This is a genomic window from Sorangium sp. So ce327 (genome assembly GCF_051530205.1).
Taxonomy (GTDB): Bacteria; Myxococcota_A; Polyangia; order Polyangiales; family Polyangiaceae; genus Sorangium; species Sorangium cellulosum_B.
The window spans coordinates 57,333-83,705 of record NZ_CP150330.1 but is presented as its reverse complement, the minus strand read 5'-3'; the positions used below and the strand labels follow the sequence as shown (position 1 = coordinate 83,705).

22 protein-coding genes are annotated in these 26,373 nt (G+C 71.9%); 15 read left to right on the top strand and 7 right to left on the bottom strand.

Annotation, left to right across the window (positions count from 1 at the left end):
• Window positions 1-320 precede the first annotated feature (320 nt).
• Window positions 321-956, top strand: coding sequence for a hypothetical protein (locus tag WME95_RS00325; protein WP_437548489.1), 636 nt, complete (start codon window positions 321-323; stop codon window positions 954-956).
• Window positions 957-1,097: 141 nt separating this feature from the next.
• On the opposite strand, the gene WME95_RS00320 is transcribed toward WME95_RS00325, so the two are convergent.
• Both WME95_RS00320 and WME95_RS00315 read right to left on the bottom strand, forming a co-directional pair.
• Window positions 1,098-4,391, bottom strand: a complete 3,294-nt coding sequence (locus tag WME95_RS00320) for a lamin tail domain-containing protein (protein ID WP_437906411.1) — start codon at window positions 4,389-4,391, stop codon at window positions 1,098-1,100.
• A 76-nt stretch (window positions 4,392-4,467) separates the two neighbouring features.
• Window positions 4,468-5,781 (bottom strand): hypothetical protein, encoded by a 1,314-nt coding sequence (locus tag WME95_RS00315; RefSeq protein ID WP_437906410.1) that lies wholly within the window; start codon window positions 5,779-5,781, stop codon window positions 4,468-4,470.
• 92 nt (window positions 5,782-5,873) lie between these two features.
• Between WME95_RS00315 and WME95_RS00310 the strand changes: the two genes are divergently transcribed.
• From WME95_RS00310 to WME95_RS00295, 4 genes are all read left to right on the top strand, one after another.
• Window positions 5,874-7,568, top strand: coding sequence for a hypothetical protein (locus tag WME95_RS00310; RefSeq protein WP_437906409.1), 1,695 nt, complete (start codon window positions 5,874-5,876; stop codon window positions 7,566-7,568).
• Window positions 7,569-7,670: 102 nt separating this feature from the next.
• Window positions 7,671-8,480, top strand: a complete 810-nt coding sequence (locus WME95_RS00305; protein ID WP_437906408.1) for a hypothetical protein — start codon at window positions 7,671-7,673, stop codon at window positions 8,478-8,480.
• 200 nt (window positions 8,481-8,680) lie between these two features.
• Entirely contained in the window at window positions 8,681-9,418 is a 738-nt protein-coding gene (locus WME95_RS00300) for a hypothetical protein (protein WP_437906407.1), read from the top strand.
• A 148-nt stretch (window positions 9,419-9,566) separates the two neighbouring features.
• Entirely contained in the window at window positions 9,567-11,513 is a 1,947-nt protein-coding gene (locus WME95_RS00295; protein WP_437906406.1) for a CBS domain-containing protein, read from the top strand.
• 182 nt (window positions 11,514-11,695) lie between these two features.
• On the opposite strand, the gene WME95_RS00290 is transcribed toward WME95_RS00295, so the two are convergent.
• On the bottom strand, window positions 11,696-11,902 hold the full coding sequence (locus WME95_RS00290; protein WP_012232684.1) for a hypothetical protein: 207 nt from the start codon (window positions 11,900-11,902) through the stop codon (window positions 11,696-11,698).
• Complete coding sequence (locus WME95_RS00285; RefSeq protein WP_157906336.1) at window positions 11,899-12,111, bottom strand: hypothetical protein; 213 nt, start codon at window positions 12,109-12,111, stop codon at window positions 11,899-11,901. Before WME95_RS00285 ends, WME95_RS00290 begins: the two co-directional genes overlap by 4 nt.
• A 259-nt stretch (window positions 12,112-12,370) precedes the next feature.
• Between WME95_RS00285 and fadI the strand changes: the two genes are divergently transcribed.
• From fadI to WME95_RS00235, 10 genes are all read left to right on the top strand, one after another.
• Window positions 12,371-13,681, top strand: coding sequence for an acetyl-CoA C-acyltransferase FadI (gene fadI / locus WME95_RS00280; protein WP_437906405.1), 1,311 nt, complete (start codon window positions 12,371-12,373; stop codon window positions 13,679-13,681).
• Entirely contained in the window at window positions 13,678-15,900 is a 2,223-nt protein-coding gene (gene fadJ, locus WME95_RS00275) for a fatty acid oxidation complex subunit alpha FadJ (RefSeq protein ID WP_437906404.1), read from the top strand. Before fadI ends, fadJ begins: the two co-directional genes overlap by 4 nt.
• Window positions 15,901-16,134: 234 nt before the next feature.
• Window positions 16,135-17,115, top strand: a complete 981-nt coding sequence (locus WME95_RS00270; protein ID WP_437548472.1) for an SDR family oxidoreductase — start codon at window positions 16,135-16,137, stop codon at window positions 17,113-17,115.
• Window positions 17,116-17,278: 163 nt separating this feature from the next.
• The gene (locus tag WME95_RS00265) at window positions 17,279-17,839 is read left to right on the top strand and encodes a GNAT family N-acetyltransferase (protein ID WP_437548470.1); all 561 of its coding nucleotides are present in this window, start codon (window positions 17,279-17,281) and stop codon (window positions 17,837-17,839) included.
• A 12-nt stretch (window positions 17,840-17,851) separates the two neighbouring features.
• Complete coding sequence (locus WME95_RS00260; RefSeq protein ID WP_437906403.1) at window positions 17,852-18,631, top strand: lysophospholipid acyltransferase family protein; 780 nt, start codon at window positions 17,852-17,854, stop codon at window positions 18,629-18,631.
• A gap of 8 nt (window positions 18,632-18,639) precedes the next feature.
• The gene (speB, locus tag WME95_RS00255) at window positions 18,640-19,626 is read left to right on the top strand and encodes an agmatinase (RefSeq protein ID WP_437906402.1); all 987 of its coding nucleotides are present in this window, start codon (window positions 18,640-18,642) and stop codon (window positions 19,624-19,626) included.
• A gap of 120 nt (window positions 19,627-19,746) precedes the next feature.
• A complete protein-coding gene (locus WME95_RS00250; protein ID WP_437906401.1) occupies window positions 19,747-20,739 on the top strand; it encodes a M14 family metallopeptidase in 993 nt (330 codons plus the stop codon).
• A gap of 135 nt (window positions 20,740-20,874) precedes the next feature.
• On the top strand, window positions 20,875-22,263 hold the full coding sequence (locus tag WME95_RS00245) for a serine/threonine-protein kinase (protein ID WP_437906400.1): 1,389 nt from the start codon (window positions 20,875-20,877) through the stop codon (window positions 22,261-22,263).
• Complete coding sequence (locus tag WME95_RS00240; RefSeq protein ID WP_437906399.1) at window positions 22,250-23,257, top strand: tetratricopeptide repeat protein; 1,008 nt, start codon at window positions 22,250-22,252, stop codon at window positions 23,255-23,257. The genes WME95_RS00245 and WME95_RS00240 overlap by 14 nt, the downstream gene beginning before the upstream one ends.
• A 129-nt stretch (window positions 23,258-23,386) precedes the next feature.
• Window positions 23,387-24,094, top strand: coding sequence for a hypothetical protein (locus WME95_RS00235; RefSeq protein WP_437906398.1), 708 nt, complete (start codon window positions 23,387-23,389; stop codon window positions 24,092-24,094).
• Between the two features lie 270 nt (window positions 24,095-24,364).
• Here the strand turns inward: WME95_RS00235 and WME95_RS00230 are convergent, their stop codons facing one another.
• The 3 genes from WME95_RS00230 to WME95_RS00220 are packed head-to-tail and all read right to left on the bottom strand — an operon-like array spanning window position 24,365 to window position 26,372.
• Window positions 24,365-25,696: an RNA polymerase sigma factor gene (locus WME95_RS00230; protein WP_437906397.1), complete on the bottom strand. Its 1,332-nt coding sequence runs from the start codon at window positions 25,694-25,696 to the stop codon at window positions 24,365-24,367.
• 2 nt (window positions 25,697-25,698) lie between these two features.
• Entirely contained in the window at window positions 25,699-26,052 is a 354-nt protein-coding gene (locus tag WME95_RS00225) for a YciI family protein (RefSeq protein ID WP_437906396.1), read from the bottom strand.
• Complete coding sequence (locus tag WME95_RS00220; RefSeq protein WP_437906395.1) at window positions 26,049-26,372, bottom strand: hypothetical protein; 324 nt, start codon at window positions 26,370-26,372, stop codon at window positions 26,049-26,051. Before WME95_RS00220 ends, WME95_RS00225 begins: the two co-directional genes overlap by 4 nt.
• Between the last annotated feature and the right edge of the window lies 1 nt (window position 26,373).

Sequence of the window (26,373 nt, the reverse complement as noted above, 5' to 3'; positions counted from 1 at the left end):
GCGTGGTGCAGGACCTCCGTTGGACCAGGGGACGCGTCGAGGTCCGGTGAGCGATCCATGCACCAGAACAAGTGATCCACCCGGATCTCCCGCGGCTCGCCTCTGGAGCACCTCGAGAGTCGTCGTTTTACGGTGGGAGTCCTGGTTTTGCGGTGCGAGCCACCGCTTTGCGGTGGGAGTCCTCGCTTTGCACCGCCGTTTGCTTCACGGACGATGCACGCGGTGCCAAGTCGGGGCGCGCTCACCTGGCACCACACTTGCTTAGAGGCCCCCCACTTGCTTAGAGGAGGAATCGCTCACGCAGGAGGAGGTCTCGCGCGATGATGAACACGCAGCAAAGCCCGGGAGTGCTCTACCAGGGGACGAGAGGGCCCGCCAGCATCGCGCCGGTCGCTGCCAGCGTGCCGCCCATGTCGGGCTCGGGGGACCTTGAACGCGAGCTCGAGGCGATCGCCCAGGGCGTGCGACAGAAGCGGCGGGGTCGGTTCGTGTTCGGGGTGGGTCTGGTCGTGGCGGCCGTGGCCGCGGTCGCGGTGACCACCTTCGCCGGCAAGGTGAAGGAAGCCGAGGCGGCTCAGGCCGAGGCGGTGGCCGCCCGCGTCGCCGAGCAGGACAGGATCGCGCAGCTCAACCTCCAGCTCGACGAGCGCAACCGGAAGATCACCGAGCTTACCCTCGCGCTCGACGCCGCCAAGAGCGACGCCGAGAAGGCGCAGAAGGCGTTCTCCGATTACAAGGCGACGGAGGCGACCAAGGCGCTGGCGCAGGGCGAGGACGTGGCCGACGCAAAGACGTCGAACATCAAGGGGGCCGCAACCCTCCGCGGCCGAGCGGCGACGTCCGGCAAGGCGGTGCGGGGCGCCAGCGCGGCGCGGGGCGCCAGCGCGGCGGCGCCGGCCAAGAAGGGCGGAAAGTGCGTGTGCAAGGCGGGCGACCCGCTCTGCGGCTGCCTGTGAGCGCCCGCTCACGGCCCATTCATCCTTGATTCTCTTCACTCTCTCCGGACACAGCTGACAGGACGAAGACACCGGCGCGCGCGGCGTGGACCGCGTCGCGCCGGGTGCGCTGCGCCGAGGAGCGCAGCGTCTCGGCCGGGCTCACGGCACGTTCGCCGCACCAGGGGTGATCGTCGCGGAGAGCGCCCAGTCGGCCGCGGCCTGGTTCGTGTCCGTCCCGTCGGGCAGGCGGCAGAGCGAGCCAGCCGCCATACCGCCGTCCGCCACCGTGGCCGGCAACGCGTCGCCTTCGACGAGGCTCACGCTGGCGCCCCCGATCGTGACGAAGGGGATGCTCCCCTCGTAGGAGAGCGCGTCGATCACGGCCCCTGTTATCGTGTTCATCAGCGCGATCCCGTCGGAAGCCCCGTTCTGCATCCGGTCGGTCTGCGCGCCCGAGAAGGCGATCGTCACCGCACCTTCCGCCACGACGCCTGGCATGGTGTCGGTGCCGACCACCGCCCTGCTGCCGACGACGAGGTACTGGCCAGCCGCGAGCGTACCCGCCGAGCTCAGATCGAGCGTTCTGTAGGCGGAGGGCGCGCTGCTGGATCCATCGACCAGCACGAGCGCATGGCCCGTGAGATCCACGGGCGCGCCGGAGCCATTGTAGATCTCGATGAACTCGGATCCATCTCCGCCCGGCTGATCGTAATCCACCTCGTTGATCACGAGCCCTGCCGTCGCGGTCGCCGCCCCGAGGGTCGTCACGAGGTCCTCGACGCCGCGCGGCTCGACCTTCGAGTCGTCGTTCCGGTGGGTGAGGATGCCGCGGATGCTCGCGAAATGCTGGCCTTCCGCCGGGAAGGGGTTGGACCCGTACAGGAGGTCGTCCACGCGCAGATCGCCTGTGACGACGAATTCATGAACCATCGTATCGAGCCCGATCACCGTGACGTCCTCCACCTCGACGAGGACCCCCTCGAGCTCGGCGGCGCGCGCGCCGCCCGTCGCGATGTCGGCCGGCGCGACGGGCTCCGGCGCCGGCGCCGCCTCGCCGAGCGACGCGCTCACCTCGACCACGGCGGACCCGAGCTGGATCTGCCCGAAGTAATTCGCGATCACCGCGCTCGTGATCCGCACGCGATCGCCGGTCAGCACCGTGTTCTGCGGGCTGTACACGTAGACGCCGGAGTGCGCAGGCCCCGCGTACCCCGGGTCGCCCGGCTTCGCCTGGACGAAGAAGCCGCTCGCGTGCTTCCCGGTCACGAGCACGTCCTCCAGGGCCACCGTGTCACCCTCCGCGCGCGTGCCGTCCTTGATATCGTAGATCGCCACCGTGCAGCCCAGGGCCCCTGGGTTCGCCTGGTCCGGGCACAGGTCGCACGGGTCGCCCTTGCCGTCGCCGTCCGCGTCGGCCTGGCCGGGGTTCTGGAGGTTCGGGCAGTTGTCCGCGCCGTTCGGCGTGCCGTCGTTGTCGGCGTCGTTCGGGTCCGGCGGCGAGCAGAGCGCGCTGCCCGCGTCGAGCGGGCACGCGTCGCAGGCGTCGCCGTCGCCGTCGCCGTCGAAGTCGGCCTGGACCCCGTCGTCGAGCGGCCGGATCGGGTTGAAGACGCTCGGGCAATCGTCCGCGCCGTTCTCGATGCCGTCACCGTCGAGATCCGCGTCCGTCGGCTGCCCGGTGTAGACAGTCGAGCCGTTCACCGAGGCGTTCCGGGGCGCGCTCACCGCGCGCGACGGGGTGCAGAGCGGCTCGCCCTCGGGCTCGCCGCAGAAGAAGGCCGGGTAAATCTCGCCCGCCTGCTGCTCGAGGTCCTCCAGCGTCATCCCGATCTCGTCCTGCAGACAGACCTGCTTCGACACGCCGCACACATCGACCGTGTCGCATGCGCCCGCGCCCCGGACCGCGGACACCACGGCCGCGTCGCCATACAGGACCTTTCCTCCGCGCATCACGAGGACGACGTCCTCGGGATCGGCGGCGACGACCGCGCGGTGGCCCTCGCGCTCTCTGCCGTCGAAGATCGCGATGTCGGCGACCTTCCCCGTGGACAGCGCGCCGATCACGTCGTCCGTCGCGGTGACCGCGGCGGCGCTCCCGGTGACCATCCTCCACAGCTCCTCATCGGTGAAGAAGCCGTCGTAATACGTCTCGTTGAGCGCCGACGCGCACCGGAGCTCGCGCAGGAGGTTCATCGATCCGGTCGCGATCCAGTCGGTGCCGAGCGCGATCTGCACCCCGAGGCGGGCGGCGGCGGTGACCACGGCGGTGTCGCCGTAAAGCGTGATGTTGGAGCGGGGAGACCAGATGAGCGCCGTGCCCTCCGCCGCCATCGCCGCGTAGTCGGGCGCGGTCAGGCCGATCCCGTGGATGAACGCGCTCTGCGGCTCGAGCACGTCGTTCGGCTCCGCCTTCAGGCAGGCGAACTCGTTGCGCGCCGACGCATCGATCCCCTCGGCGACGTGCGGACAATAGGCGTCCTCTCCCTCGACGTCCTTCCCTGTCACCATGTCGGCCGAGTAGCCGCAACCGCTCACCAGCTCGCGGCCGCCCGTGTCGTCGAGCGGGAACGTGTCGAAACGGACCGCGCTCTGGCCCAGGCCCTCCTGGTCGGCCCGGTCCAGGTTCCGGAGGAGACCTGGCGCGCTCCCCGAGCCCACGATCGAGGTCGCGCCGCCCATCAGGAAGCGGAGCTCGCCCCAGTGGATCTGCGCCGGGCTCGCCATGCCGGGCGTATCGATTCTCGTGTGCTTGTTGTTGCCGATGCGCCAGTCGTGCCGGTGCTCATAGCGCTCCTCGGTCGGGGTATACGGGCTGTTCTGCGTGTACGTGATGTGATCATGCGTGTTGATCAGCGCCGGGGAGACGACGCCGGTCGGGCACAGGATCTCCGTCGCGCCCGCCGCCTCGCAATCGCAGCCGACGCACGCGATCGCGCCCCGCTCGTCCACGAGCACCCGCCCGCCCCTGTACACCCTGCCCGGGGCCAGCACGACGCCCCGGATCAGCGTCGCGCCCGTGCCGGCGACCACCTCGCACGTCCCCTGCGCGAGCGGCAAAAGCTCCTCGCAGACGGTCTCCTCGGCCGGCGTCTTCGCGCAATCGACCTCGCAGCCGTCGCCCGTCGCGACGTTCCCGTCGTCGCACTGCTCCCCCGGATCGATGGCGCCGTCGCCGCAGCGCGGGGGCACCTCGACCTCGCACGCCGGCGAGCAGCCGTCCCTGGCCGCCGTGTTGCCATCGTCGCACGCCTCGCCCGCGTCGAGCGCGCCGTCGCCGCAGCGGGGCGCCGCTGGCGCCTCGCGCTGGCACGTCGGCGAGCAGCCGTCGCCCTCCGCGGAATTGACGTCGTCGCACGCCTCACCCTCGTCGACCACGCCGTCGCCGCAGACGCCGAAGCGATCACCCGCGCCGTCGCGCCCGCAACCATTGAAGAGCAAAAGTCCGACGTGCACGGCAATCCGCCGCGCGACGCGCGCCGAGCTGTGAGGCATGCCTCCCCTGTCGGCGACGAGAGCGCTCGAGTTGCCTTCAAATGACGCGGCGGCAGCGCACCATCGCGATCGCGCCGATCGCGAACAACGCGAGCCACCCCACGCCTGACCGCGCTCCGCCTCCGCTGGTTGCGCCCGCGGCATAACTGCAGGAGCTCGCGCGCCGCTTTCCGTCGATCGGCCGCCCCATCTGTCCGCTGGTGCCGGGCGGCGAGCCGGCGACGACGCCGCCGCCGCTCGATCCGCTCCCCCCGCCGCCGCTCCCCGACCCCCCGCCTTGCACCGCCGGCTCGCAGTTGTCGGCCGACCCGCTGAACGCGGCGAGCGCCAGCTTTTCCACGCCGGCCTCGTCGACGAGGCCGAAGGGCTGCTCGTCGAGCGGCGCGTCCTGGAAGCTGGCCCAGACCACGCCGGCGACGTCGTCGCGCTCCGAGAGGATCTCGAACGACGTTGTCAGGTTCGCCGCCTGGAGCTCCTCGCCGGCGAGCGCGCTCGACCACGCCATCCCGGTCACGGCGAAGGGGCTCTCGTCCCCCTCCTCGTCGGCGAGGTCGCGCAGCGCGTCGAGATAATCGTTGAGCGTCACCGGATCAACCTCGGTGCCCTGATGGAAGAACAGCTGTTGACCGAGGCGAGACCACGGCGTCCGCTCGCCGAAGCGCGCCTCGAGTTCGTCCCACACCGGCTGCGCGTAGAGCTCGCGCAGGTAATCGACCCCCGAGAACGGCGCGGCCGCGTCGTCCGAGGCGAGCAGGCCGCCCGTGGTCAGCGACAGCTCGTCGACGTTGAAGAGCGCCTCGTTGCGGACGCGGATCTGGGCGAGGATCTGCGCGAGCACCCGGGGCAGGATGAAGGTGCAGCCGGCGTGCTCCGGGTCGAGCGCGGGGTCGGGGAGCTCGGCGCAGTTCGGCTGACTCCAGATCTCCCACTGGACGACGTCCCCGGCGTACCTCGTCATGAGCGCCTCTGCCGTCTCGGCGAACGCCTCCACGTACGCGTTGTCGCCGTCCCGGTCCGGATCGTCATTCCAGACGTCCTGTCCTTCTCCGATCGTGCGGTGAGAGAGGAGCCCGACCGGCTCGAGGCCCGCGGCGCGCGCCGCGTCGATGATGGCGTCGTACTGCTCGAGCTTGTCGTCGTCCCACGCCTCGGCGTCATCGAGCAGGAACTCGACGCGCACGGCGCCGGCGCCCGCGCGCGCGAGCCGCTTCGCGTGATCGTCGTCGAGGATCACCTCCCCTGCGTCGACGGGCGCCCCTGGATCGATGCCATAGAAGCCGCACGGCACGCCTCGGGCGCCGAGCGCCGGGGGCGCGACGAAAAGGGCGGAGGAGGCGGCAAGAGCGAACATGGCTGCACGCATGTCGCGAGGATAGCTGGGATGAGCGCCTCGACCAAGAAACGACCCCGACATGAACCATCCATGGTAGGGAGAGGCTTCACATGGCTTTCCTGGAACCGGAAGAAGCAGAGCACGGGCAACTCGGGGTCGCCCCTCCGAGCGGCGAGGCCGACGGCGACATGGAAGCGGCGGGCGACGGCGTCGAAGGCGCGCCCCCGGCCCGGCGCTTCCGCGACTGGCTGCGAGGCGCGCCGCTCTCCGAGCGCCTGCACCTCGTGTTCGGCCTCGTGTTGCCGGCGTTCCTGCTCGTCGTGAACATGGTGCGCGTGCGCTCGTTCACGATCGACGACGCGTACATCTCGTACCGGTACGCGCGCAACTTCGCCCGGGGCCTCGGGCTCGTCTACAACGCCGGCGAGCGCATCGAGGGGTACACGAACTTCCTCTGGACCGTGCTGCTCGCGGGCGGCATCAAGCTCGGCCTCGACCCCGACGTCGTCGCCAAGGTGCTCGGCGGGCTCGCCGCCTGCGGCTCGCTCGGCGCGCTCTACCTCCTCTCGGCCCGGCTCCGCCCGCACGGCGCGGTCCCTTGCATCGCCACGTGGCTGTTCGCGAGCTCGATCGTGCAGAGCGGATACGCCGTCTTCGGCCTGGAGACGCCGCTGTTCGTCCTGCTCGTCCTCGCGGGCACCGAGATGATGTTCCGCGAGCGCGACCGGGGGACCGGCTTCCCGTATTCGGGCCTCGTCTTCGGGCTCGCTGGCCTGACGCGCCCGGAAGCGCCGATGTTCATCGGCATACCGATGCTCTTCCTCGGCCTGCGCTTCTTCGGGCGGCAGAACCTCCTGCGCGGTGTCGTCTTCGCCGCGCCCATCGCGTGCCACATGCTCTGGCGGCACAGCTACTACGGCACGTGGCTGCCGAACACGCTGAGCGCCAAGACCGGCAGCCTCGCGGAGCAGCTGGCCGGGGGCCAGCGCTACCTCGCGGAGTACGCGGGGCACACGTGGCCGGCGCTGCTGCTCGGACTCTTCGGCCTCTGCGTGGCGATCGTCGCGCGCCACCGCGACGCGCTCTGCGTCGCGGCCCTCGCGCTCGCGGTGGGGGGCTACGTGCTCCTCGTGGGCGGCGACTGGATGCCGTACTACCGCTTCATGAGCCCGTTCGAGCCGTTCTGCTTCCTCCTCGCGGGCCTCGGCGCGCGCGCGCTGCTCGAGCCGCTGCTCGCCCAGCTCTCGGCCCGCGCCGCGGACGCGCCCGAGGGCGGGACGATCGCCCTCGCCGCGGGGGCCGGCGTGCTCGCGCTCGGCTGCCTCATCGCGCTTGGCGCCTTCCGGGCGCAGCGGATCGAGCGCGCCCAGCACCGGATCCTCGACGACGAGAAGCGGTTCTGGGACAGCGCCGCGGGCGGCGTGGCCAACTGGTTCAAGGAGCACGGCAAGCCCGGCGAGGTCGCCGTGGGCGACATCGGGTACATCGGGTATGTGACGGACTACCCGGTGCTCGATCTCCTCGGCCTCGTCGATCCCGTGATCTCCAAGCTCCCGGGCGGTTACACGCGCAAGACGGGCCCCGGCTACGTGCAGCACGTCTTCGACAAGATGCCGCGCTACTTCGTGTTCGTCGGCGGCGCCGACACGTGCGACAAGCTCCCGTTCCCGGCGCAGGAGAAGCTCCGCAAGGACCGGCGTTTCCGGGGCGTGTACGAGGTGGCCGGGATGGTGCGCCACAGCAAGAACGGCTACTGGTGCGTCTTCGAGCGGCCGGACGACGCCGCTCCGGCCCCCGCGCCCTGAGCCTCGCCGCGAAGCGGCGAGGCTCGCCACGACAGCCTCGCCTCACCGCGGGCGCGCGCGACCCCACCGCAGCTCCGCGAGGTTTGCTAGCATCGCCGCCCCATGCCCTGGCTCTGGTACGTAGGTCCCTTTGCGTTGCTCGTCGTCTGGTTCCTGACCGGCTTGCGCGGTCGGCACGAGGCGCGGCGCGACCGCGAGCTCGCGCGCTGGCGCGCGCTGATGACCCCTGAGGCGGCCCCGGCCCGCCCCGGCGCGAAGCCCGGCGGCCAGAAGGCCGGCGCCGGCAGCGACGGTCCTCGTCCGGTGCGCTCGTTGCCGTCCAGCCTCCAGCACACGCTGCAGGAGACGGGCGGCGGCGAGGTCCTCGCCCGTTACGAGCTCGTCCCGAAGCTCGCCTACGTCGCGGTCGTGGGCCCGGACGCGAAGAACGGCAGCGAGTACCAGGTGGTCCTCACAAAGCTGGCCAAGGCCGGGCCCCGGCTCACCGTGTGCCCGCTGCCCATCGTCGATGGCAGGCGTGCCCCCAACACCGGCGTCCAGTTCAAGAAGGACCCGGAGTTCATGGAGCAGTTCCTTGTCGAGGGACCCGAAGCGAAGGCCATCGGCCGGTGGCTCTCGAAGAGCATCCGCGACGCCCTGCTCGACTTCCCCGACGCGTGGCTGTTCGTGCAGGATCGCGCCATGGCGCTCGCCGTGTACGGCCCCGTCGACGCCGACCGCATGGAGGAGCTCGTGATCGCCGCCGACGCGATCTTCGCGGAGCACGGCAACGAAGACGCTCCCTCCCTGCTGTTCGACGGCAGCGGCGACGCTGACGACGACGAGGACGACGACGACGACGACGAGGAGAACGACGACGAGGACGAGGACGAGGACGAGGAGGCCGCGGGCGCCGAGGGCGCCGTTCGATAACCACGGCCGAGCCGAGCCATGGTAGTCCTCGCAGGTGGGCCTGATTGAACGCGAGATCACTGCTCTCCTCCGCTCTCCTGCTCTCGCTCTGGCTCACGGCACCACCTGCCGCTCCGGCAGAAAAGAACAGCTGGGCTAAATCCCAGGGATCGCGTGCGGAGCTCGAGCTCGACGTCCTGAGCAAGTCGGCCTCATGGGCCATGGACGATGTCACCTCCGAGGTGAGCACGTTCGGGCTGACCTTCGATCTCCGAGGTCAGCTCGAGTGGTTCGGCCGGCTCCACCTCGACGTGGATCTCCCGCTCGCTTATGGCGACGTCTCCGCCTCGTTCCGGTCCGCCCGGCTCGGCGTCGACGAGAGCAGCAGCGCCGGCAGCCTTCTCTTCGGCAACCCCACGGTCGGCGCCCACTATGCGCGCGCCCTCTCGCGCAAGGTCACCGTCTTCGGCGGCGGCGCGCTCTCGATCCCCGTCCTCAGCGCCCCCGACGCCGACGCCCGCGCCACGCTGCAGGCGACCGCCCCCGCGCGCGCCTCCTTCGACCTGCACCGGCTCACCGTCGGGCACCTGCCCCTGAAGGTCCGCGGCGGCGTCGAGGCGGAGCTCGCCGCGCGGCTCGTCTACCGCGCGGACACGGCGGTGATGCTCGCCCTCCCGACCAGCAGGGCCGGCGTCGAGCTCGTGGTCGAGCAGGGCGACGAGCTCGAGCTGCGCGGCCGAGGCCCTTACGGCGGCGGGCTCCGCCTCCAGGCCGCGCTGACGCTCACCCGCGACGACAGGATGCAGCTCGCGATGGAGCCGTTCTTCACTTACACGCTGAAGCAGCCTGGCTACTACGCCCGGGCAGGGCTGCTCGTGGCGCTCGACCCGCCGCTCGGGTTCGGCCTTGCCGAGGACAAGGTCGCCACCCTGCGGCTCGCGGCCGGCCGCAGCTTTTGACCGGCGTCGCCCGCCTTCGCCCGCCGCCGCGCCGCCCGCGCCGAGCCAGACGCCCGCCCTCCCCGCCGGGGGGATCCCCCGCGCCCCCTGCCGCTCGTCGTCGTAGGCTTCCCTGGAGCGAGAGCGAGCGAAAGGCGGGGCGATCACCATGGGCGAGCAGCACGTCTCCGAGCAGGCGAGCGAGCAGCAGCACAAGGCGTTCATGCGGGCGCTGCTCGACGACGTGGAGGCGCTCGAGCGCCTCGTCGTGGAGGATCGCATCGAGTCCGGCGTGCGCCGCATCGGCGCCGAGCAGGAGATGTTCCTCGTCGACCGCGCGCTCCGGCCCGCTCCGCTCGCGCTGGAGGTGCTCGAGCGGGCCGCCGACGATCGGCTCACGACCGAGCTCGCTCGCTTCAACCTGGAGGCGAACCTCACCCCGCTCCCGTTCGGCGGCGACTGCCTGCGGCGGCTCGAGGCCGAGCTCTCGGAGGTCATCGGGCGGGCGGCCGAGGCCGCGCGCGCCGCCGGCGCCGACGTCCTGCTCACGGGCATCCTCCCCACCCTGCGCGCCGGCGACCTCCGCCTCGAGAACCTCACGCCGGCGCCTCGCTACCACGAGCTCAACCGCGCGCTCTTGCGGCTGCGCCAGGGCGACTTCCGCGTCTCGATCCACGGGCTCGACGAGCTCGAGATGACCCACGACAACATCCTGCTCGAGTCGTGCAACACGAGCTTCCAGGTCCACCTCCAGGTCGGGGCGCGGGAGTTCGCGTCGCTCTACAACCTCGCCCAGGCGGTGACCGCGCCCGTCCTCGCCGCCGCGGTCAACTCGCCGCTGCTCCTCGGGCAGAGGCTCTGGCACGAGACGCGGATCGCCCTCTTCGAGACCTCGGTCGACACCCGTCCGAGCGCGCTCGAGGGCCGGCAGCAGAGGCCCCGCGTCCACTTCGGCGACGGCTGGGTGCAGGGCGGCGTGCTCGATCTCTTCCGCGAGGACATCGCGCGGTTCCGCGTGATCATGACCGCCGAGACCGGCGAGCCCCCCGCGGCCGTGCTCGCGCGCGGGGAGGTGCCGGACCTCATGGCCCTGCGGGTCCACAACGGCACCGTCTACCGCTGGAACCGCCCCTGTTACGGGGCCCTGGCCGGGGTCGCGCACCTGCGCATCGAGAGCCGCGCGCTGCCCTCGGGGCCCACGATCCTCGACGAGGTCGCGAACGCCGCCTTCTTCTTCGGCCTCATGACCGGCCTCGCCGCCGAGCACCCGCGCATCGACCTCGAGATGCCGTTCGAGGACGCCAAGGCGAACTTCTTCGCGGCGGCCCGCCACGGCCTCAAGGCGCAGCTCACGTGGCTCGGCGGCCGGAGCCTCCCTGCCCCGGAGCTCATCCTCTCGCACCTCCTCCCCGCCGCCCGGGCGGGCCTCCTGGCCGCGAGCATCGACGCCGCCGACGTCGACCGGTACCTCGGCGTCGTCGAGGAGCGGGTCCGCAGCGGCCAGACGGGCGCGCAGTGGGCGCTCGGCTCGCTCGCGGCCATGGCCGGGCGGGGCACCCCGGAGCTGCGAAGCCGCGCCCTCTGCGCCGCGATGCTGGCCCACCAGCGGGAGGAGGCCCGGGGCGGCGGGGCCGGGCGCCCGGTGCACGCGTGGGAGCCCGCCGCCCTCGAGGACGACCTGGACCTCGTGCGCGACAGTTACCGGACCGTCGGCCAGTTCATGTCGACCGATCTCTTCACGGTGCGTCCCACCGACATCGTCGACTTCGCGGCGAGCGTCATGGACTGGCGGCACGTGCGCCATGTACCGGTCGAGGACGAGCAGGGCCGGCTCGTCGGCGTCGTCTCCCACCGCGCGCTGCTGCGGCTCGTCGCCCGCGGCGCCGCGGCGGCGCCGAGCGGCTCCGCGCCGCCCACGGTGGCGTCGATCATGCGGCCCGACCCGGTGACCGTCGCGCCGGACACGCCGACGCTGGAGGCGATGCGGATCATGCGCGAGCACCGCGTCGGCTGCCTGCCCGTCGTCGCGGGCGAGCGGCTCGTGGGCATCGTCACCGAGCGCGATCTCCTCGACGTCTCGGCGGCGCTGCTCGAGGCCTTCCTGCGCGAGGCGTGAGAGACCGCGCGCTGCCTGCCATCGAGAGGCGCCGGAGCGAGACGATAGGTGGCCGCCCAAAGACGCCAAAAGACGCCAGAGAACGAGATTCTTCCTCTGGCGTCTTTTGGCGTCTTGGCGGTCGGCTCCTTCGAGCGGCTCAGCGCTCTACGGGCGGGGCGCCTTTCGACCCCGCGCGGAGCTCACAGATCGCTGATCTCGACGCACGTCATCGCGTCGCCCTTGGCCTGGCAGTCGAACACGGTGCCGTACGCGTTGAAGAAGCCCTGCTTCGTGCGCGTGACGTGGTACCGCGTCCCGTCGATCTGCCGGATGCTCGTGTAGCTCCCCTGACAGCCGATCGCGCCGAAGCTCGCGAGCAAGAGCCCGAAAATCAAAGAACGCTTCATTCGCCTGCCTCCGTCGTTACCTCGACCTCGGTGCACTCCGCCTTGCCCGGCGCGTCAGGGCACATCCACATCGCAGGCTGGTTGTTCTTGTGACCGGCCACATACACATAACCCGGCGCCGCCGGCGCCGAGTCGCTTGCAAACGTCGCACACCCGGCGAGCGCCGGAGCGCCGCAGAGCAACGCACTGCATAGAATGAGTTTCCGCATGGCCAACCACCCTATCGGCAAGCTCAGGCGTGGGCCAAATTAGCGCCCAGGCTGCCCCAACCGTCCTTCCGCCCACGTCGCGTTCTCGTGGAGCGCCTCGCCACCCGCGACGCCCTGGCCGCCCACGGTTGACACGCCGCGTTAGCGCACCTAAGGGAATACCTCCAACCGGTGTGCGCTGGCACGCCGGGATCCGGGGGGCTGCGCGGGGCGCGCGGGGCGGGCTCGCGATGGGCTCTCCGGCAGCAGAGGAGTCGACATGGCTTCAGGCAAGAATGGGAAGGGCGGCAAGGACCGGGTGGCGGTCGTTGCCGGGCTGCGCACGCCGTTCACCAAGGCGGGGACGGCGCTCAAGGCGCTGCGCACGGTCGATCTCGCGGCCACGGTGGTCAAGGAGCTCCTCCAGAGGAGCGAGGTGACCCCGCGCGACGTCACGCTGGTCGTCTACGGCCAGGTGGTGCCGACGCTCGACTGGCTCAACATCGCGCGCGAGGTCGTGCTGCGCACCGGCCTGCCCAAGGACATCGACGCCTACAGCGTCTCGCGCGCGTGCGCCACGTCTCTCCAGGCCATGACGAGCGCCGCCGAGGCGATGCTCGCCGGCCAGCACAACGTCGCCCTCGTCGGCGGCGCCGACAGCATGAGCGACGTGCCGCTCGGCGTCTCCCGGAAGCTCGCCTCCGCGCTGACCGACTTCCAGAAGGCCAGGACGCTCGGCGCCCGGCTGGAGATCCTCTCCCGCCTCTCGCTGAAGGACCTCGTGCCCCCGATCCCGGGCTTCTCGCGCGAGCCGACCACGGGCGAGCAGATGGGCGAGGCCGCCGAGAAGATGGCGAAGCAGAACGGCATCTCGCGCGCCGAGCAGGACGCGATCGCCCACCGCTCGCACACGAACGCCGCGCGCGCCTGGCGCGACGGCACCTACGCCGCCGAGGTCATGCACGTGATCCCCCCGCCTTACGACAAGCCGGTCGAGCGCGACAACGTGGTCCGGGACGACTCGACCCTCGACGCCTACGCGAAGCTGTCGCCGGCCTTCGATCGGCGGCACGGCACGATCACCGCGGGCAACGCGTCGCCGCTCACCGACGGGGCGAGCGCCCTGCTCCTGATGCGCGAGGGCAAGGCCAAGGCGCTCGGCTACCAGCCGCTCGGGTACGTCAAGTCGTGGTCCTACGCGGCGGTCGACCCTGGCTGGCAGCTCTTGATGGCCCCGGTGCTCGCCGTGCCGCGGGCGCTCGAGCGCGCCGGCCTCTCGCTCGCCGACATGGATCTCGTCGACATGCACGAGGCCTTCGCCGCCCAGGTCGCGTCCAACCTGAAGGCGCTCGCGTCGCCGTCGTTCGCCGCGGAGAAGCTCGGCCGGTCCGCCCCCGTCGGCGAGATCGATCCGGAGAAGCTCAACGTCAACGGCGGCTCGATCGCGCTCGGCCACCCCTTCGCGGCCACGGGAGGACGCATGGTCCTCTCCACGCTCCGAGAGCTCAAGAAGCGCGGCGGGCACCACGCGCTCCTCACCGTCTGCGCGGCGGGCGGCCTCGGCGCCGCCGTCGTCCTGGAGGCCGCATGACCACGACATCCGCCGCCGCCACGCCGGCCCCCGCGGCCGCGAGCCCGCTGTCCCTCGAGGTGCGCCCCGACGGCGTGGCCGTCGTCACCTACGATGTCCCGGGCGAGGCGGTCAACACGCTGAAGCCCACGTTCACCGGCGATCTCGAGCGGATCGCGGGCCAGATCGCGAGCAACCCGCTCATCAAGGCGGCGATCCTCGTGTCCGGCAAGGCCGACACCTGGATCGCGGGCGCCGACATCGAGATGCTGAAGGGCGTCGCCACGGCGGCCCAGGCCGAGGCGATGTGCCGTGCCGGCCACGAGGCGATCCTGCGGATCGTGCGCTCGCCGAAGCCGATCGTCGCCGCGATCCACGGCGCCGCGCTCGGCGGCGGCCTCGAGGTGGCGCTCGCCTGCCATGCCCGGGTGCTGAGCGACGACCGGAAGACGGTGCTCGGCCTGCCCGAGGTGCAGCTCGGCCTGCTCCCCGGGATCAACGGGCTCCAGCGGCTCGCGGAGCGCGCCGGCCTGAACGCGGCGCTCGACCACGGCCTCACCGGCAAGAACATGCGCCCCTCGAAGGCGCGGCAGCTCGGCGTCGCCGACGACGTCGTCCCCGCGGCCATCCTGAGGGAGACGGCCGCGGCGCTCGCGCTCAAGCTCGCGGCGGCCGGCCCGCCGTTCCGGCCCAAGCGGGCGAGCGCGCCGAAGCTCGACTCCGCCGCGCTCACCCGCGCTGCCCTCGAGCGGAACCCGATCGGCCGTGCCCTGCTCTTCCAGCAGGCAGCGCGGCAGACGCGCAAGAAGACCGGCGGGCACTACCCGGCGCCCGAGCGGATCATCGACGTGCTGAGGACCTATGCCGAGAAGGGCTTCGAGGCGTCGAAGGAGGTCGAGGCGCGCGCGTTCGGCGAGCTCGTCGCGTCGAGCACGGCGCACCGGCTGATGGAGCTCTTCTTCGCGACGAACGCGATGAAGAAGGACACCGGCGTGGACGACCCCGCCGTGCAGCCGAGGAAGGTCGAGAAGATCGCGATGATCGGCGCCGGCCTGATGGGGGCCGGCATCGCCTATGTCAGCCTGAACGCCGGCATCTCCGTGCGGCTCCGGGACCGCGACGACGCGTCGATCGGCCGCGGGCTCAAGTACGTGGCCGACATCCTCGGCGAGCGGGTGAAGAAGAAGCAGCTCACGCCGCTCGAGCGCGACGAGAAGCTCGCGCTGCTCACCGCGACGACGGACGGCTCGGGCCTCCGGAGCGCCGATCTGGTGATCGAGGCGGTGTTCGAGGATCTGGCGGTGAAGCAAGCGGTCCTGCGGGACGTCGAGCAGCACGGCAAGGACGGGGTGATCTTCGCGTCGAACACGTCGTCGATCCCCATCTCGCGGATCGCGGCCGCGTCGAAGCGGCCGGAGAACGTGGTCGGGATGCACTACTTCAGCCCTGTGCACAAGATGCCGTTGCTCGAGGTCATCCGGACCGAGGCGACGTCCCCCGAGGTGGTCGCGACGGCGGTGGCAGTCGGCAAGCGCCAGGGCAAGACGGTCATCGTCGTGAACGATGGGGTCGGCTTCTACACGAGCCGGATCCTCGGGCCGTACATGAACGAGGCGAGCTGGCTGCTCGCCGAGGGGGTCGCGATCGAGCAGGTCGACGCGGCGCTCGTCGCGTGGGGCTGGCCGGTCGGCCCGCTTGCGCTGCTCGACGAGGTGGGCATCGACGTGGCGGCGCACGTCGGCCCGATCATGCTCGAGGCGTTCGGCGACCGCCTCGCGCCGCCTCCCACGATGGCCAGGCTGGTGTCCGACGACCGGAGGGGCCGCAAGAACGAGCGCGGGATGTACCTGTACGGCGCGGCGGCGAAGAAGAAGGGCAAGGGCAAGCACGCCGACGAGGGCGTCTATGGCGTGCTCGGGCTGCCGGTGCCGAGGGCGAAGGACAGCCCGCCGGTGCCGGTCGAGGAGATCCAGCTGCGCTGCTCGCTCCAGCTCGTGAACGAGGCGCTGCACTGCCTCGGCGAGGGGATCCTTCGGAGCCCGCGCGACGGCGACATCGGCGCGATCTTCGGCCTGGGTTTCCCGCCGTTCCGTGGCGGGCCGTTCCGCTACGTCGACGGACTCGGCGCCGCGGAGGTGCTCCGCCGCATCGAGATCTACGAGCGCCGCTTCGGCAAGCGCTGGACGCCCGCCCCGGCGCTCGTCGAGGCGGCGAGGACCGGGAAGCCCTTCTACGGCTGAAGAGAGAGAAAAAACGCAAAGGCGCAAAGACGCAAGGGAGAGAGAAAGATTTGTTTCTTCTTCTCCTTGCGTCTTTGCGTCTTTGCGCCTTTGCGTTTGAAACTCTTCATCCATCCACCACGCTCGCCGTTTCAATCGAGCTCCGCAGCCACATCCGACCCGGCCCCCGGCCCTGATGGCCCGCGCCTTGCTCTCCTCTCGGCGAGGGACGGACCGCGCGGGAGGGGGCCAGTCATGCGGAAGTGCATTCGTGACGCGGTGGTCGTTATCACCGGGGCATCTTCGGGCATTGGCAGGGCGGCCGCGCTAGCGTTCGCGAGGCGCGGCGCGCGGGTCGTCATCGCCGCTCGGAACGAGGCGGCCCTCGAGGAGGTCGCCGCCGAGTGCGCCAGCGTCGGCGCGCCGGCGCTCGCCGTCCCGACGGACGTGAGGGACGAGCAAGCCGTCCGAGCGCTCGCCCGCGCCGCCGTCGAGGTGTTCGGCAGGATCGACGTCTGGGTGAACAACGCCGCCGTCTTCCTCTACACGCGAGCGGACGAGGCGCCCTACGAGGCCTACCGCCAGGTCATCGAGACGAACCTGCTCGGCTATGTGCACGGGGCGCGGGCGGTGCTGCCCTGTTTCCGCGCGCAGGGCGCCGGGGTGCTCATCAACAACGTCTCCGTTCTTGGCAAGTTCGGCGCGCCGACGATGAGCGCCTACGTCATCTCCAAGTTCGGGGTCCTCGGACTCACGTCCTGCTTGAGGCAGGAGCTCTCCAGCACGCCGGACATCCACGTTTGCAACCTCCTGCCCGCGACGATCGACACCCCGATCTACCAGCACGCCGGCAATTTCACCGGCCGCGCCGTCCAGCCGATCCGGCCGATCGTCGACCCCGAGCGGGTCGCGGCGGCGATGGTCTCCCTCGCCGAGCGGCCACGGCGAGATGTCTACGTCGGCGCCGCCGGCCGCATCACCGCCGCGGCGTTCGTCGCCTTCCCGGGCCTCATGGAGCGGCTGTTCGCGGCGTACACGCTCCGCGCGACCTTCCTGGATCGCGCGGCGCCGCACACCGACGGCAACCTCTTCGTGCCCATGAAGCACTGGACCGGCGTGACCGGCGGATGGCGCGCGTCCTCGGGCCTCGCCGCGCTCCTCGACACCGCCCGGGCCTTCGCCGGCCTCGCGCTCGCACTCCCGTCCACGGCGGCAGAGCGCCTCAGGCCACGATGACATTGCCGTCCTGGCACCTTCCGTACGCGATTCTCCAGCCATCTTGACGCGCCATCGCCCCCGACGTGTCTCTCAACCTCGGGGGTCCTGTGACCTGTTCTCCACCGAGTCCCGGCATGCTGCGCCCACAGCAACGATTCAATTGAAGTAAGGAGGCGCAACAATGAGCCGTTATGTGGCGCGCACGCTCCGGAGCGATGACTTTTCGACTCTGATGGAACTGGAGACGACCCTCTTCGGCGGCGCGGGCGAAGGGGAGCTCGGGCGGTATTACATCCGTCTTTGCTGCGACTTCTTCAAGGACTCTTGTTTCATGGTCGAGGCCGCTGGGAGGCCCGCGGGCTACCTGCTCTCCTTCGCGCGCGGCAAGGAGGTCTACTGCACGACCCTCGCCGTCCTGCCCGAGTATCAGGGCTCCCGCGCGACGCACACGCTGCTCCGCGCGTTCGTCGGGTCGATCCTTGGATGGGCGGAGTCGTGCTGGTTCACCGTCGAGGAGGACAACCACGCCGCGCGGGCGCTCCACGCCATGCTCGGCGCCAGGGAGATCGAGGTCCGCCCCGATTTCTATGGCACCGGACACCCGCGCATCATCTCGCGCATCGATCGCGACGCGTTCATGGCGCTCCGGGCCCGCTTCGAGAAGGTGGGGCTCGTCGATCGCCAGGCCGACGTGAAGGAGCCGCGCGCGGCGGAGAGCGGCGGCATCGCCGCGGTGGCCTGAGGCCGACGGACCATGACGACCACCGCTCCGCTCGACCACGGCCGCCGCGCGCCGGCGGCGGGCGACCGGCCCTGGACCGAGGCGCTCTCCATCGCCAGCCGGGTCTCCGGCGTGATGGGGCTCGCGCTCGACACCGTGTTCCGGACCAGCCTGCTGCCCACGCTGCCCGCCTCGCGCCGCCGCGAGAGGGCGCGCCTCCTTCACGGGATCGCGCGGGACCTGTGCGCGCTGCACTGCCTGCGTGTCCGCGTGACCGGCGCGCTCCCCGCGTCGCCGTTCGTTGTCGTGGCCAACCACGTCAGCTACCTCGATCCGATCCTCCTCGCGTCGCTCACCCCCTGCACCGCCATCGCGAAGAAGGAGATCGGCAGCTGGCCGATCATCGGCGATCGCGCGCGCGATCTCGGCGTGCTGCTCGTCGATCGGCAGCGCCCGGCGAGCGGCGCGCGCGTGCTCCGGAGCGCGCTCCGGGCCCTGCGCCATGGCGTCCCGGTGCTGAATTTCCCGGAGGGCTCGACCACCCGCGGCGAGAAGGTCCTCCCGTTCCGGAAAGGCATCTTCGGCGTCGCCCGGCTCGCGGGCGTCCCCATCGTGCCCGCGGCCATCACCTACGATGATCCGGAGCTCTGCTGGGCGGGCGACGACACCTTCCTCCCCCATTTCCTCCGCTTCTCCAGCCGCCGAGAGGCGAGCGCCCGCATCGCCTTTGGCCCGCCGCTCGGCGATCACGGCGGCGCGGCGGATCTCGCGGACCGCGCCCGCGCCGTGATCCTGGACCTCTTGAGCCTGTAGGAGATCTCATGTCCCAACAACGAGCAGCCGCGTACCTGCGGCACGGGCAGACGCCGTTCTTTCGCCTCCCCACGGCGGGATTCCACGAGGCCGGCGCGTCCGCCTATTCCGGCGCCGACGCCGTGCTCCTCGGCGTCCCGTGGGACGGGAGCGTCACGTACCGCCCCGGCACACGCTTCGCCCCCTACGAGCTGCGCCGCGTGAGCGCGCTCGTGCAGTCGTATCACCCCGGCCACGGCATCGACGTGTTCCGCGCGATCCACGTGCTCGACGGGGGCAATGTGCCCTTTCCCCCGTTTCATGCAGACTCCGTTCGCGAGCTGATCCAGGCCTCGGTCGACGAGGTGCTCGCGGCCGGCGCGGCCCCGTTCGTCGTCGGCGGCGACCACTCCATCGCGCTCCCGGTGCTCCGCGCGCTGTCGCGGCGCCACGGCCCCGTCACGGTCGTTCACGTCGACGCGCACCTCGACACGAGCACCTCGGAGGTGTGGGGCGAGCCGTTCCACCACGGCACGCCGTTCCGCAACGCGATCGAAGAGGGGCTGATCGGGCGGAGCGCGCTCCACCAGATCGGCATCCGCGCCACGTGGGGCCACCCGGAGGAAGGCGCCTTCGCGGCGCACGCCGGGGCCACCCTGTACGGCATGGATCGGATCGACCGCGACGGCGCTCCTGCGATCGCCGCCGCCATCAGGGCAGCCGCGGGCGAGTCGCCCGTCTACATCTCCTTCGATATCGACGGCATCGACCCGGCCTATGCCCCGGGCACCGGCACGCCCGTGCCCGGCGGGCTCACCTCACGCGAGGCGATCCAGCTGCTCCGCGGCCTCGCGGGGATCAACCTGGTGGGCATGGATCTCGTCGAGGTATGCCCCGCGCTGGATCACGCCGACATCACCCTCCACCTCGGCGCGCACCTCCTGTTCGAGGGCCTGGCTCTCCTCGCGACGCGCAAGGGCGGCCAGCGCGACCAGCGCGACCAGCCGCGCGGATGACGCGAATAGACGAATCGACGCGAATCGACGCGAATCGCGGAACCGTGGAATCGCGACCCATGAATCCACTCAATCCGCTGGCGCCCGCCGCCATTCCGGTGTCACATCAGAGACACTGGGATGACACGCTCGCCCGATCTATGCGGCCGCTACGCCGAGCTCCCGCAGCTCGATGATGCCTGGGCGCGCCTCGCGCGCACCCACGGCGGACGGGAAATAGCGATCGGGACGTCCGCGAACGGACGACCCTTGCGGCGCTACGACTTCGGCAATCCGCTGGGTCCGACGTTCCTGCTGACGTCGCTCATGCACGGGGTCGAGGTGATCGGCGGGCTCGCGCTGCTCGACGCGGTCCGGTCGATCCTGGCGAGCGGACGCGCGGGCGCGGCGGCGCGGGCGCGGCTCGTCGTGGTGCCGGTCGTCAACCCCGACGCGTTCGCCGACAACCTGGAGCGCCTCCGCGGCGAGCGGCGGGCGTCGCAGCGCTGCAACGCCCGCGGCGTGGATCTGAACCGGAATTTCGCGCCGCTGTCCTCGTCGCGGCCGCTGCACCCGTTCGCGGGCTCGCGGCTCCGGTGGTCGCCGCACTACACGGGGCCTCACGCGTTCTCGGAGCCCGAGTCGCGCGCCCTGCGCGACGTCGCGCTGGAGACGCGGCCTTCGCTCGCGATCGGCTTTCACAGCTGCGGCAACCTCCTGCTCTACCCGTGGGCGCACACCGACGTGCCCAACCCGCGCGAGCCGCTGTACCGGGCGCTCGGCGACGCCTTCTGCCGGGCTCTGCCGCGCGAGCGGTACGAGATCCGCCAGGCGGCGCACTGGTACCCCACGGTCGGCGACATGGACGACTGGCTCGACGCCAACCTCGGAACGCTCGCCTTCACGGTGGAGGTCAGCCGTCCTGCACGCTCCTTCCGCGACCTCCGCCGGCTGCTGAACCCGTTCTGGTGGTTGAACCCGCGCGAGGCCGACGAGTCGATCGCCAACGTCGTCCCCGGCGTCGGCGCGCTCCTCTGCGACGCCCTCGACCGCGGCGTGGGCGGCGCGGCCTCGCGGGAGGCCCCGCCGATCGACGCGCCGCCTGCGGAGCTCTTCGCCGACGCCGCCGAGTGAAACGGCCGCGCTCCTCGTGCGCTCGCCGGGCGCGCGGCTGCCGGCTGCCGCCATTCCGCGCTGGCCAGAGGGCGACGGCGGCGAGGGCTGTCGAAAAGTGCCAGTCCCGCGCGCGGCATCCACTATCCTTCGGGCGTGGACGCCGCCACGCCCCGCATACCGCCGACCGTGCGGATCAGCCCGAGCGCGGCGGCCCGTCAGGCCGGCGCCGACGAGTCGGACATCTGGCAGCACACCCCCGACGAGGTCGTCGACGGCAAATACCGGCTGGTCCGGCCGCTCGGGCGCGGGGGCATGGCCGAGGTCTGGCTCGCCGTGCACGTCACGCTCAAGACCGAGCTCGCCGTGAAGTTCCTCAGCGCCTCGCTGACCGGCGACGCGGAGCGGAGCCGCACCGTCCTGGAGAGGTTCCGGTTCGAGGCCCAGATCTCGGCCCGCCTGAGCGCGCGCACGCGGCACATCGTCGCGGTCCACGACGCAGGGGTCCACGACGACATCCCTTACCTGGTGATGGAGTACATCCCGGGGCGAACGCTGTTCGCCGAGGTGCGCCACAAGGGGCCGATCGATCCGGCGCGCTTCGGGGACATCCTTGATCAGATCGGGGACGCGCTCACCGTGGCGCACGACATGGGCATCGTGCACCGCGACCTGAAGCCTTCGAACGTGATGCTCGTCGACGCACCCGGCGCGGAGCTGACGGTGAAGGTCGCGGATTTCGGCATCGCCAAGGCGCTGCACGGCGATCTAGGCCTGGATCGGCCGCAGGAGACGGAGGCCGACGTGATGCTGGGCTCGCCGAACTACATGAGCCCGGAGCAGCTCGCCTCGCCGCTCGCGGTCGACGCGCGGGCCGACGTCTGGGCGCTCGGCGTGCTGGCCTACGAGGTGCTGACGGACTGGACGCCTTTTCAAGGCAACAGCATCGCGGAGATCATCGTGGCGGTCAGCACCCGCGATTTCGAGCCTGCCACGGAGGTCCGACGATCGCTTCCCCAGGGGCTCGACGCCTGGTTCTCGCGCGCCCTCGCGAAGGGGCCGGCGCAGCGGTTCGCCTCGATCCGCGAGATGGTCGGGGCCTACCACGCCGCGCTCTCGGCGCCGCCGCCCGAGCGGCCCGCGGAGGTCGCGCCGCCGCGGCGGCCCCGGGTGGCGCCCGCCGTGGCGCTGGCCTGCCTGACCGCGCTCGGGGGGACCGCCGCGCTGGCGGCGCGCCTGCTCGATCGGCCGCGCCTGGAACAGCCGGCGCGGCTCATGGCCCCCGGCGTGCGGGGCGCGCTCCAGGCGGTCGCGCTGCGCTCGCCGCCCCCACCGCAGCAGCCCGCCGCGACCGAGCCGCCGGCCATGGCCGAGCCGCCTGCTTCCGCAGCAGCGCCCGCGCCGCCTGCCTCCGCAGCGCCTGCGCAGCCGCGCTCGTCCCAGCGCCGCCCCGGGGCTGACAAGGCCACCCCGCGCGCGACGGCGACCGCCGCGCCCACGGTGCCCCGGCGCCGCAAGGAGATCGACAAGAGTGAGACCTTTTGAGCGACGGCTCATCACGCTCTGCGGCGTCGCCATGCTCGCGGCGGCGCCGGCGCGCGCGCTCGCCATCGGGGCCGAGGAGGACGCGAAGACGCTGTTCGCCCGGGGGCGCGAGCTGCGGAGCACCGGACAGTGCGAGCAGGCGGTCATCGCCTTCCGGAGCGCGCTGGAGATCTACCCCGAGGGGCTCGGCGCGCTCCGGAACATCGCCGAGTGCGAGGAGGAGCTCGGCCGCTATGCCTCGGCGAGGCGAGACTGGTGGGATCTCCGGCGCGCCGCGCTCCAGTCCAACGAGGCGAAGTACGCCGGGTGGAGCGATGACGCCGAGGCCCGCTACCGGGCGCTCGGCGGCAAGGTCGGGACGCTGACCGTCCGGCTGAAAGGCGCCGAGGGGCGGCCGCCGGTCCAGGTGGTGCTGGACGGCAAGCCCCTCGACCCGAGGCTCCTCGGCGTCGAGCTCGAGCGCGATCTCGGCGCCCACACGGTCGAGCTGTTCTACGGCGGCGCCGCGCCGATCGCGGAGCGCGCCAACCTCACGCCTGGCGCCCGTCAGGTCGTGACGCTGACCGTGCCCGCGCCGCTCCCGGCGCGCGACGCGCTCTCCGCGCCGAGCGCCTCCGGCACGCCGGCCAGCGGCATTCGCATGGGCGGCTACGTCGCGCTCGGCGTCGGCGGCGCTGGCGCGATCGCGACCGTCGTGGCGCTGGCCGTGCGCGCCGGCGCGCTGTCCGCGGTCGAGGAGGGGTGCTCCCCCGCCGGCGGAGGCGCCTACGAGTGCCCGCCGTCGCTCCAGGGCGACTACGACACGGGCAAGACCGCCTCGACGCTCGCCGGCGTCTTCGCCGGCGTCGGCCTCGTCGGGATCGGCGCCGGCGTCACGCTGCTCCTGCTGAGCCCTTCCGAGCCCACGGCGCCGGCCTCTGGCAAGCCGGCGGCAGAGCTCGTCCTCACGCCAGCCCCCGGCGGCCTCGGCTCGCGCCTGCTCGTGAGGTTCTGAGGTCCGGCGATCGGACGCGGCCGGCGCCGCGACACGGCGACGTGGGAGCGCGCGTCGCTGAGCTTGTCTTTCCGCACCCGGGCGCTACCCCATGATCGAGGCGAGGGCGCGCGAGGCGGGGAGGTCGAGATGAGCTCACAGCGAAACAAGATCCTTGGTTCGATTGCAGGGAGCGGCGCGGTCGCCGTCCGCGGGGCGGCGGAGGCGCTGTTCTCGGCGGCGGGCAAGAGGCTCCTCGACGACGGCGCGCGGGAGGGCCTGCGGCGCGTGATGGTCGAGAACACCACGGCGGTCGTGGACGCGCTCGCGCCCGGGCTCTCGCTGGGCGCGCAGACGACGGCGAAGATCATCGGGGATCAGGGCGGAACGCAGGCCGCCGCGATCGTCGCGCAGGCAGCGGGGCGGCACGCGGGCCAGGCCGCGCTCACCGACGGCGTCTCGGCCGCGGTCGCGAAGGGGCTGGCCCGCGAGGCGATGAGGGCCGCGGGCCGGGAGGTCCTGAAGGGCGCGGGCAAGGCGGCCGGTATCGGGTTCGTGATCGACGGCGCCTTCGGTGCCTACGAGGGCGTCACGGCCTACCAGCGAGGCGAGATGACGAGGAAGGAAGCGCTCGCGCACGCGGCGCAGGAGGCCTCGACAGGCGCGGTGGCGACCGGCGCCGGCGTGCTGCTCGCGGCGGGCCTCGTCGCGGTGACCGGCGGCGCCGCGGCGCCTCTCGTCTTCGCGGTCGGCGCTGGCGGCGCGATCGGCGCGAAGCAGGTCCTGCGGCGGCTCGTCGGCCGGGTGTCCTCGAAGGTCCTGGCCCGTAACGTCGCTGACGAAGGCCAGGTGGGATGACGCCACGAAGGTGGCGTGTGTCCCGGCCAGCGCGCTCACCGACTCGACCTCTCATTGCGCGCGGCCCTGCGTTCCTCTCGTGCATCGGCCCCGCGGCGCCCCTATGGCAATTGCCTTCCGTGCCTTTCGCGTGATGGTGTTCCGGCGTAGATCATCTCCATGCGACGACGCATCCCGAGGCGTTCGTTCCTGCGCGTCGGTGGACCTCACGCTGGCGGTCATGGGCCCGTTCCCCGGGGCCGGCGCCCTTCGCGCGTGAGGCGCGCTCGTTCATTCGGGCTCGGGGATCCGTGCTGCGCGATCTCCGCGCGCGGCCATGGCCGCGAGCGTCGTGTCAGGGGCTGGCGCGGCCGCGCACGAGGCCCGCGGCCGGAGCGCGTCGATGCGCTGCTCGATCTGCGCGCGCTCTGCGGCGTTGGCCGCGCAATCGCGGGCTCGCTCGAGGGCCGCCAGCGCTTGATCCACCCTCCCCGTCTCCTCGAGCAGGACGCCCTGGACGAGGTGAGCATAGGGGTAACGCGCCAGAGCCGGGTGATCGATGGCCGTCGCGATCAGCTTCAGCCCTTCCGCCGCGCCCAGCGCCCGGGCGACCGCGAAAGCCCGGTTCACGCGCACGATCGGGCCCGGGCGGTGCTGCTCGAGCGACTCGTAGAGGATCGCTATCTGGAGCCAGTCGGTGTCCTCGGCGCGCGGGGCCGAGCAGTGGACCGCCGCGATCGCGGCTTCGATCTGGTAAGGGCCGGGGCGCCCCCGCTCGAGCGCCTCCCGCAGCAACGCGCAGGCCTCGTCGATCGCGGCGCTGTCCCACCTCGATCGGTCCTGCTGCTCGAGGCTCCGGGGCTGCCCTTCCTCGTCGGTCCGGGCCGGCATGCGCGCCGCGTGCAGGAGCAGCAGAGACAGCAGGCCCTGCACCTCGGGTACCCGTGGCAGCGTTGCGTCGAGAGCCCGAGCCAGGTGCATCGATAGCCGGGTGAGGCCACGACGTATCGGCGCCTCGTCGCCACGGGACCAGTATCCCGCGTTGAAGACGAGGTGGATCACCGCGAGCACGGCGTGAAGCCGCTCCGGCGCCTCTTCCAGCCGCGGAACTTCGTAGTGCTTGCGCCGCTCCCGGAGCCTCTCGCGCGCCCGGGTCAGCCGGCGCTCCATGGCCTGCGCGCTCACCAGAAACGCATGCGCGATCTCGTCCGTGGAGAGCGCCGCGACCGTCGACAGCGCCAGCGCCGCCCGCTCCTCGAGGCCGAGCACGGGATCGCAGCAGGTGACGACGAGGCGCAGGACATCGTCCGGCCACCGCGCGGCGTCCGGCGCCGAGAGCAGCGCCTCGGACCAGGGACATCGCGCCGCGAGCGCCGCGAGCGCGGTCGCGTGCCGCTGCTCTCCGCACCGCCGCCGCAAGCCGTCTCTGTGGATGTTCGTGGCGACGCGCACGAGCCACGCCTCCGGCGCGTCGGGGACGCCCCGCTCCGGCCACGTCGCGAGGGCCCTGGCGACGGCCTCCTGCACCGCGTCCTCCGCCGCGTGCAGATCCCGCGTGTGGCGCAGCAGCCGCGCGAGCACGGGCGCATACGCGCGGCGGAGCAACGGGGCGAACCCCTCCATGACTACGGCGTGCGCTGCCAGGTGACAGGTCGGATCTCCACGGATCCATCCGCCGGGCAGATCTGCCGCGCCCGGGCCGCGGCGATGGTCTCATCGGCGCACTCGATCAGGTAAAAGCCAACGAGCCACTCCTTGGTCTCCATGTAGGGCCCATCGGTGATCGTCGCGGTCGCCCCCTGCACGCGCACCGTACGCGCCTTGTCTCGCCCATCGAGCCTCGCCACGGCGAGCAGCTCGGCGCGCGCGGTCGCCTCTTGCTGGAGGGCGCGGTGACGGTCCAGCACCGCGCGCTCGTCCGGCGCGGGGAGCGGATCGCCCTCGGGGCGCGCGCTGTGGATCAACAGGACATAGATCATCCGAGTTCTCCTCGCGCGAACGCGTACGACGCCTGCAGATACGATTCCCACCGCGCGGCGTGCTCGAGCGGCACCGCGAGCCACTCACGAAAGGTCCTCCCGCTCGGCGCGAACACCGCCCCCTCACCGGCGGCGATCGCCGCAGCGACACGCGCCGCCGGGAGCTTGACGACGAGGTGCCTCCCATCGCGGTCGATCGACGCGAAGAACCGGCCCCCCACGCGAAGGCACGGAAAGCCCATCATCGTGCTGCGCGCGACGCTCGGCTCGAGGGCCCACCGCTCGGAGAGCCGCGAGAAGAGCTCGGCTCCGCCCGTCATT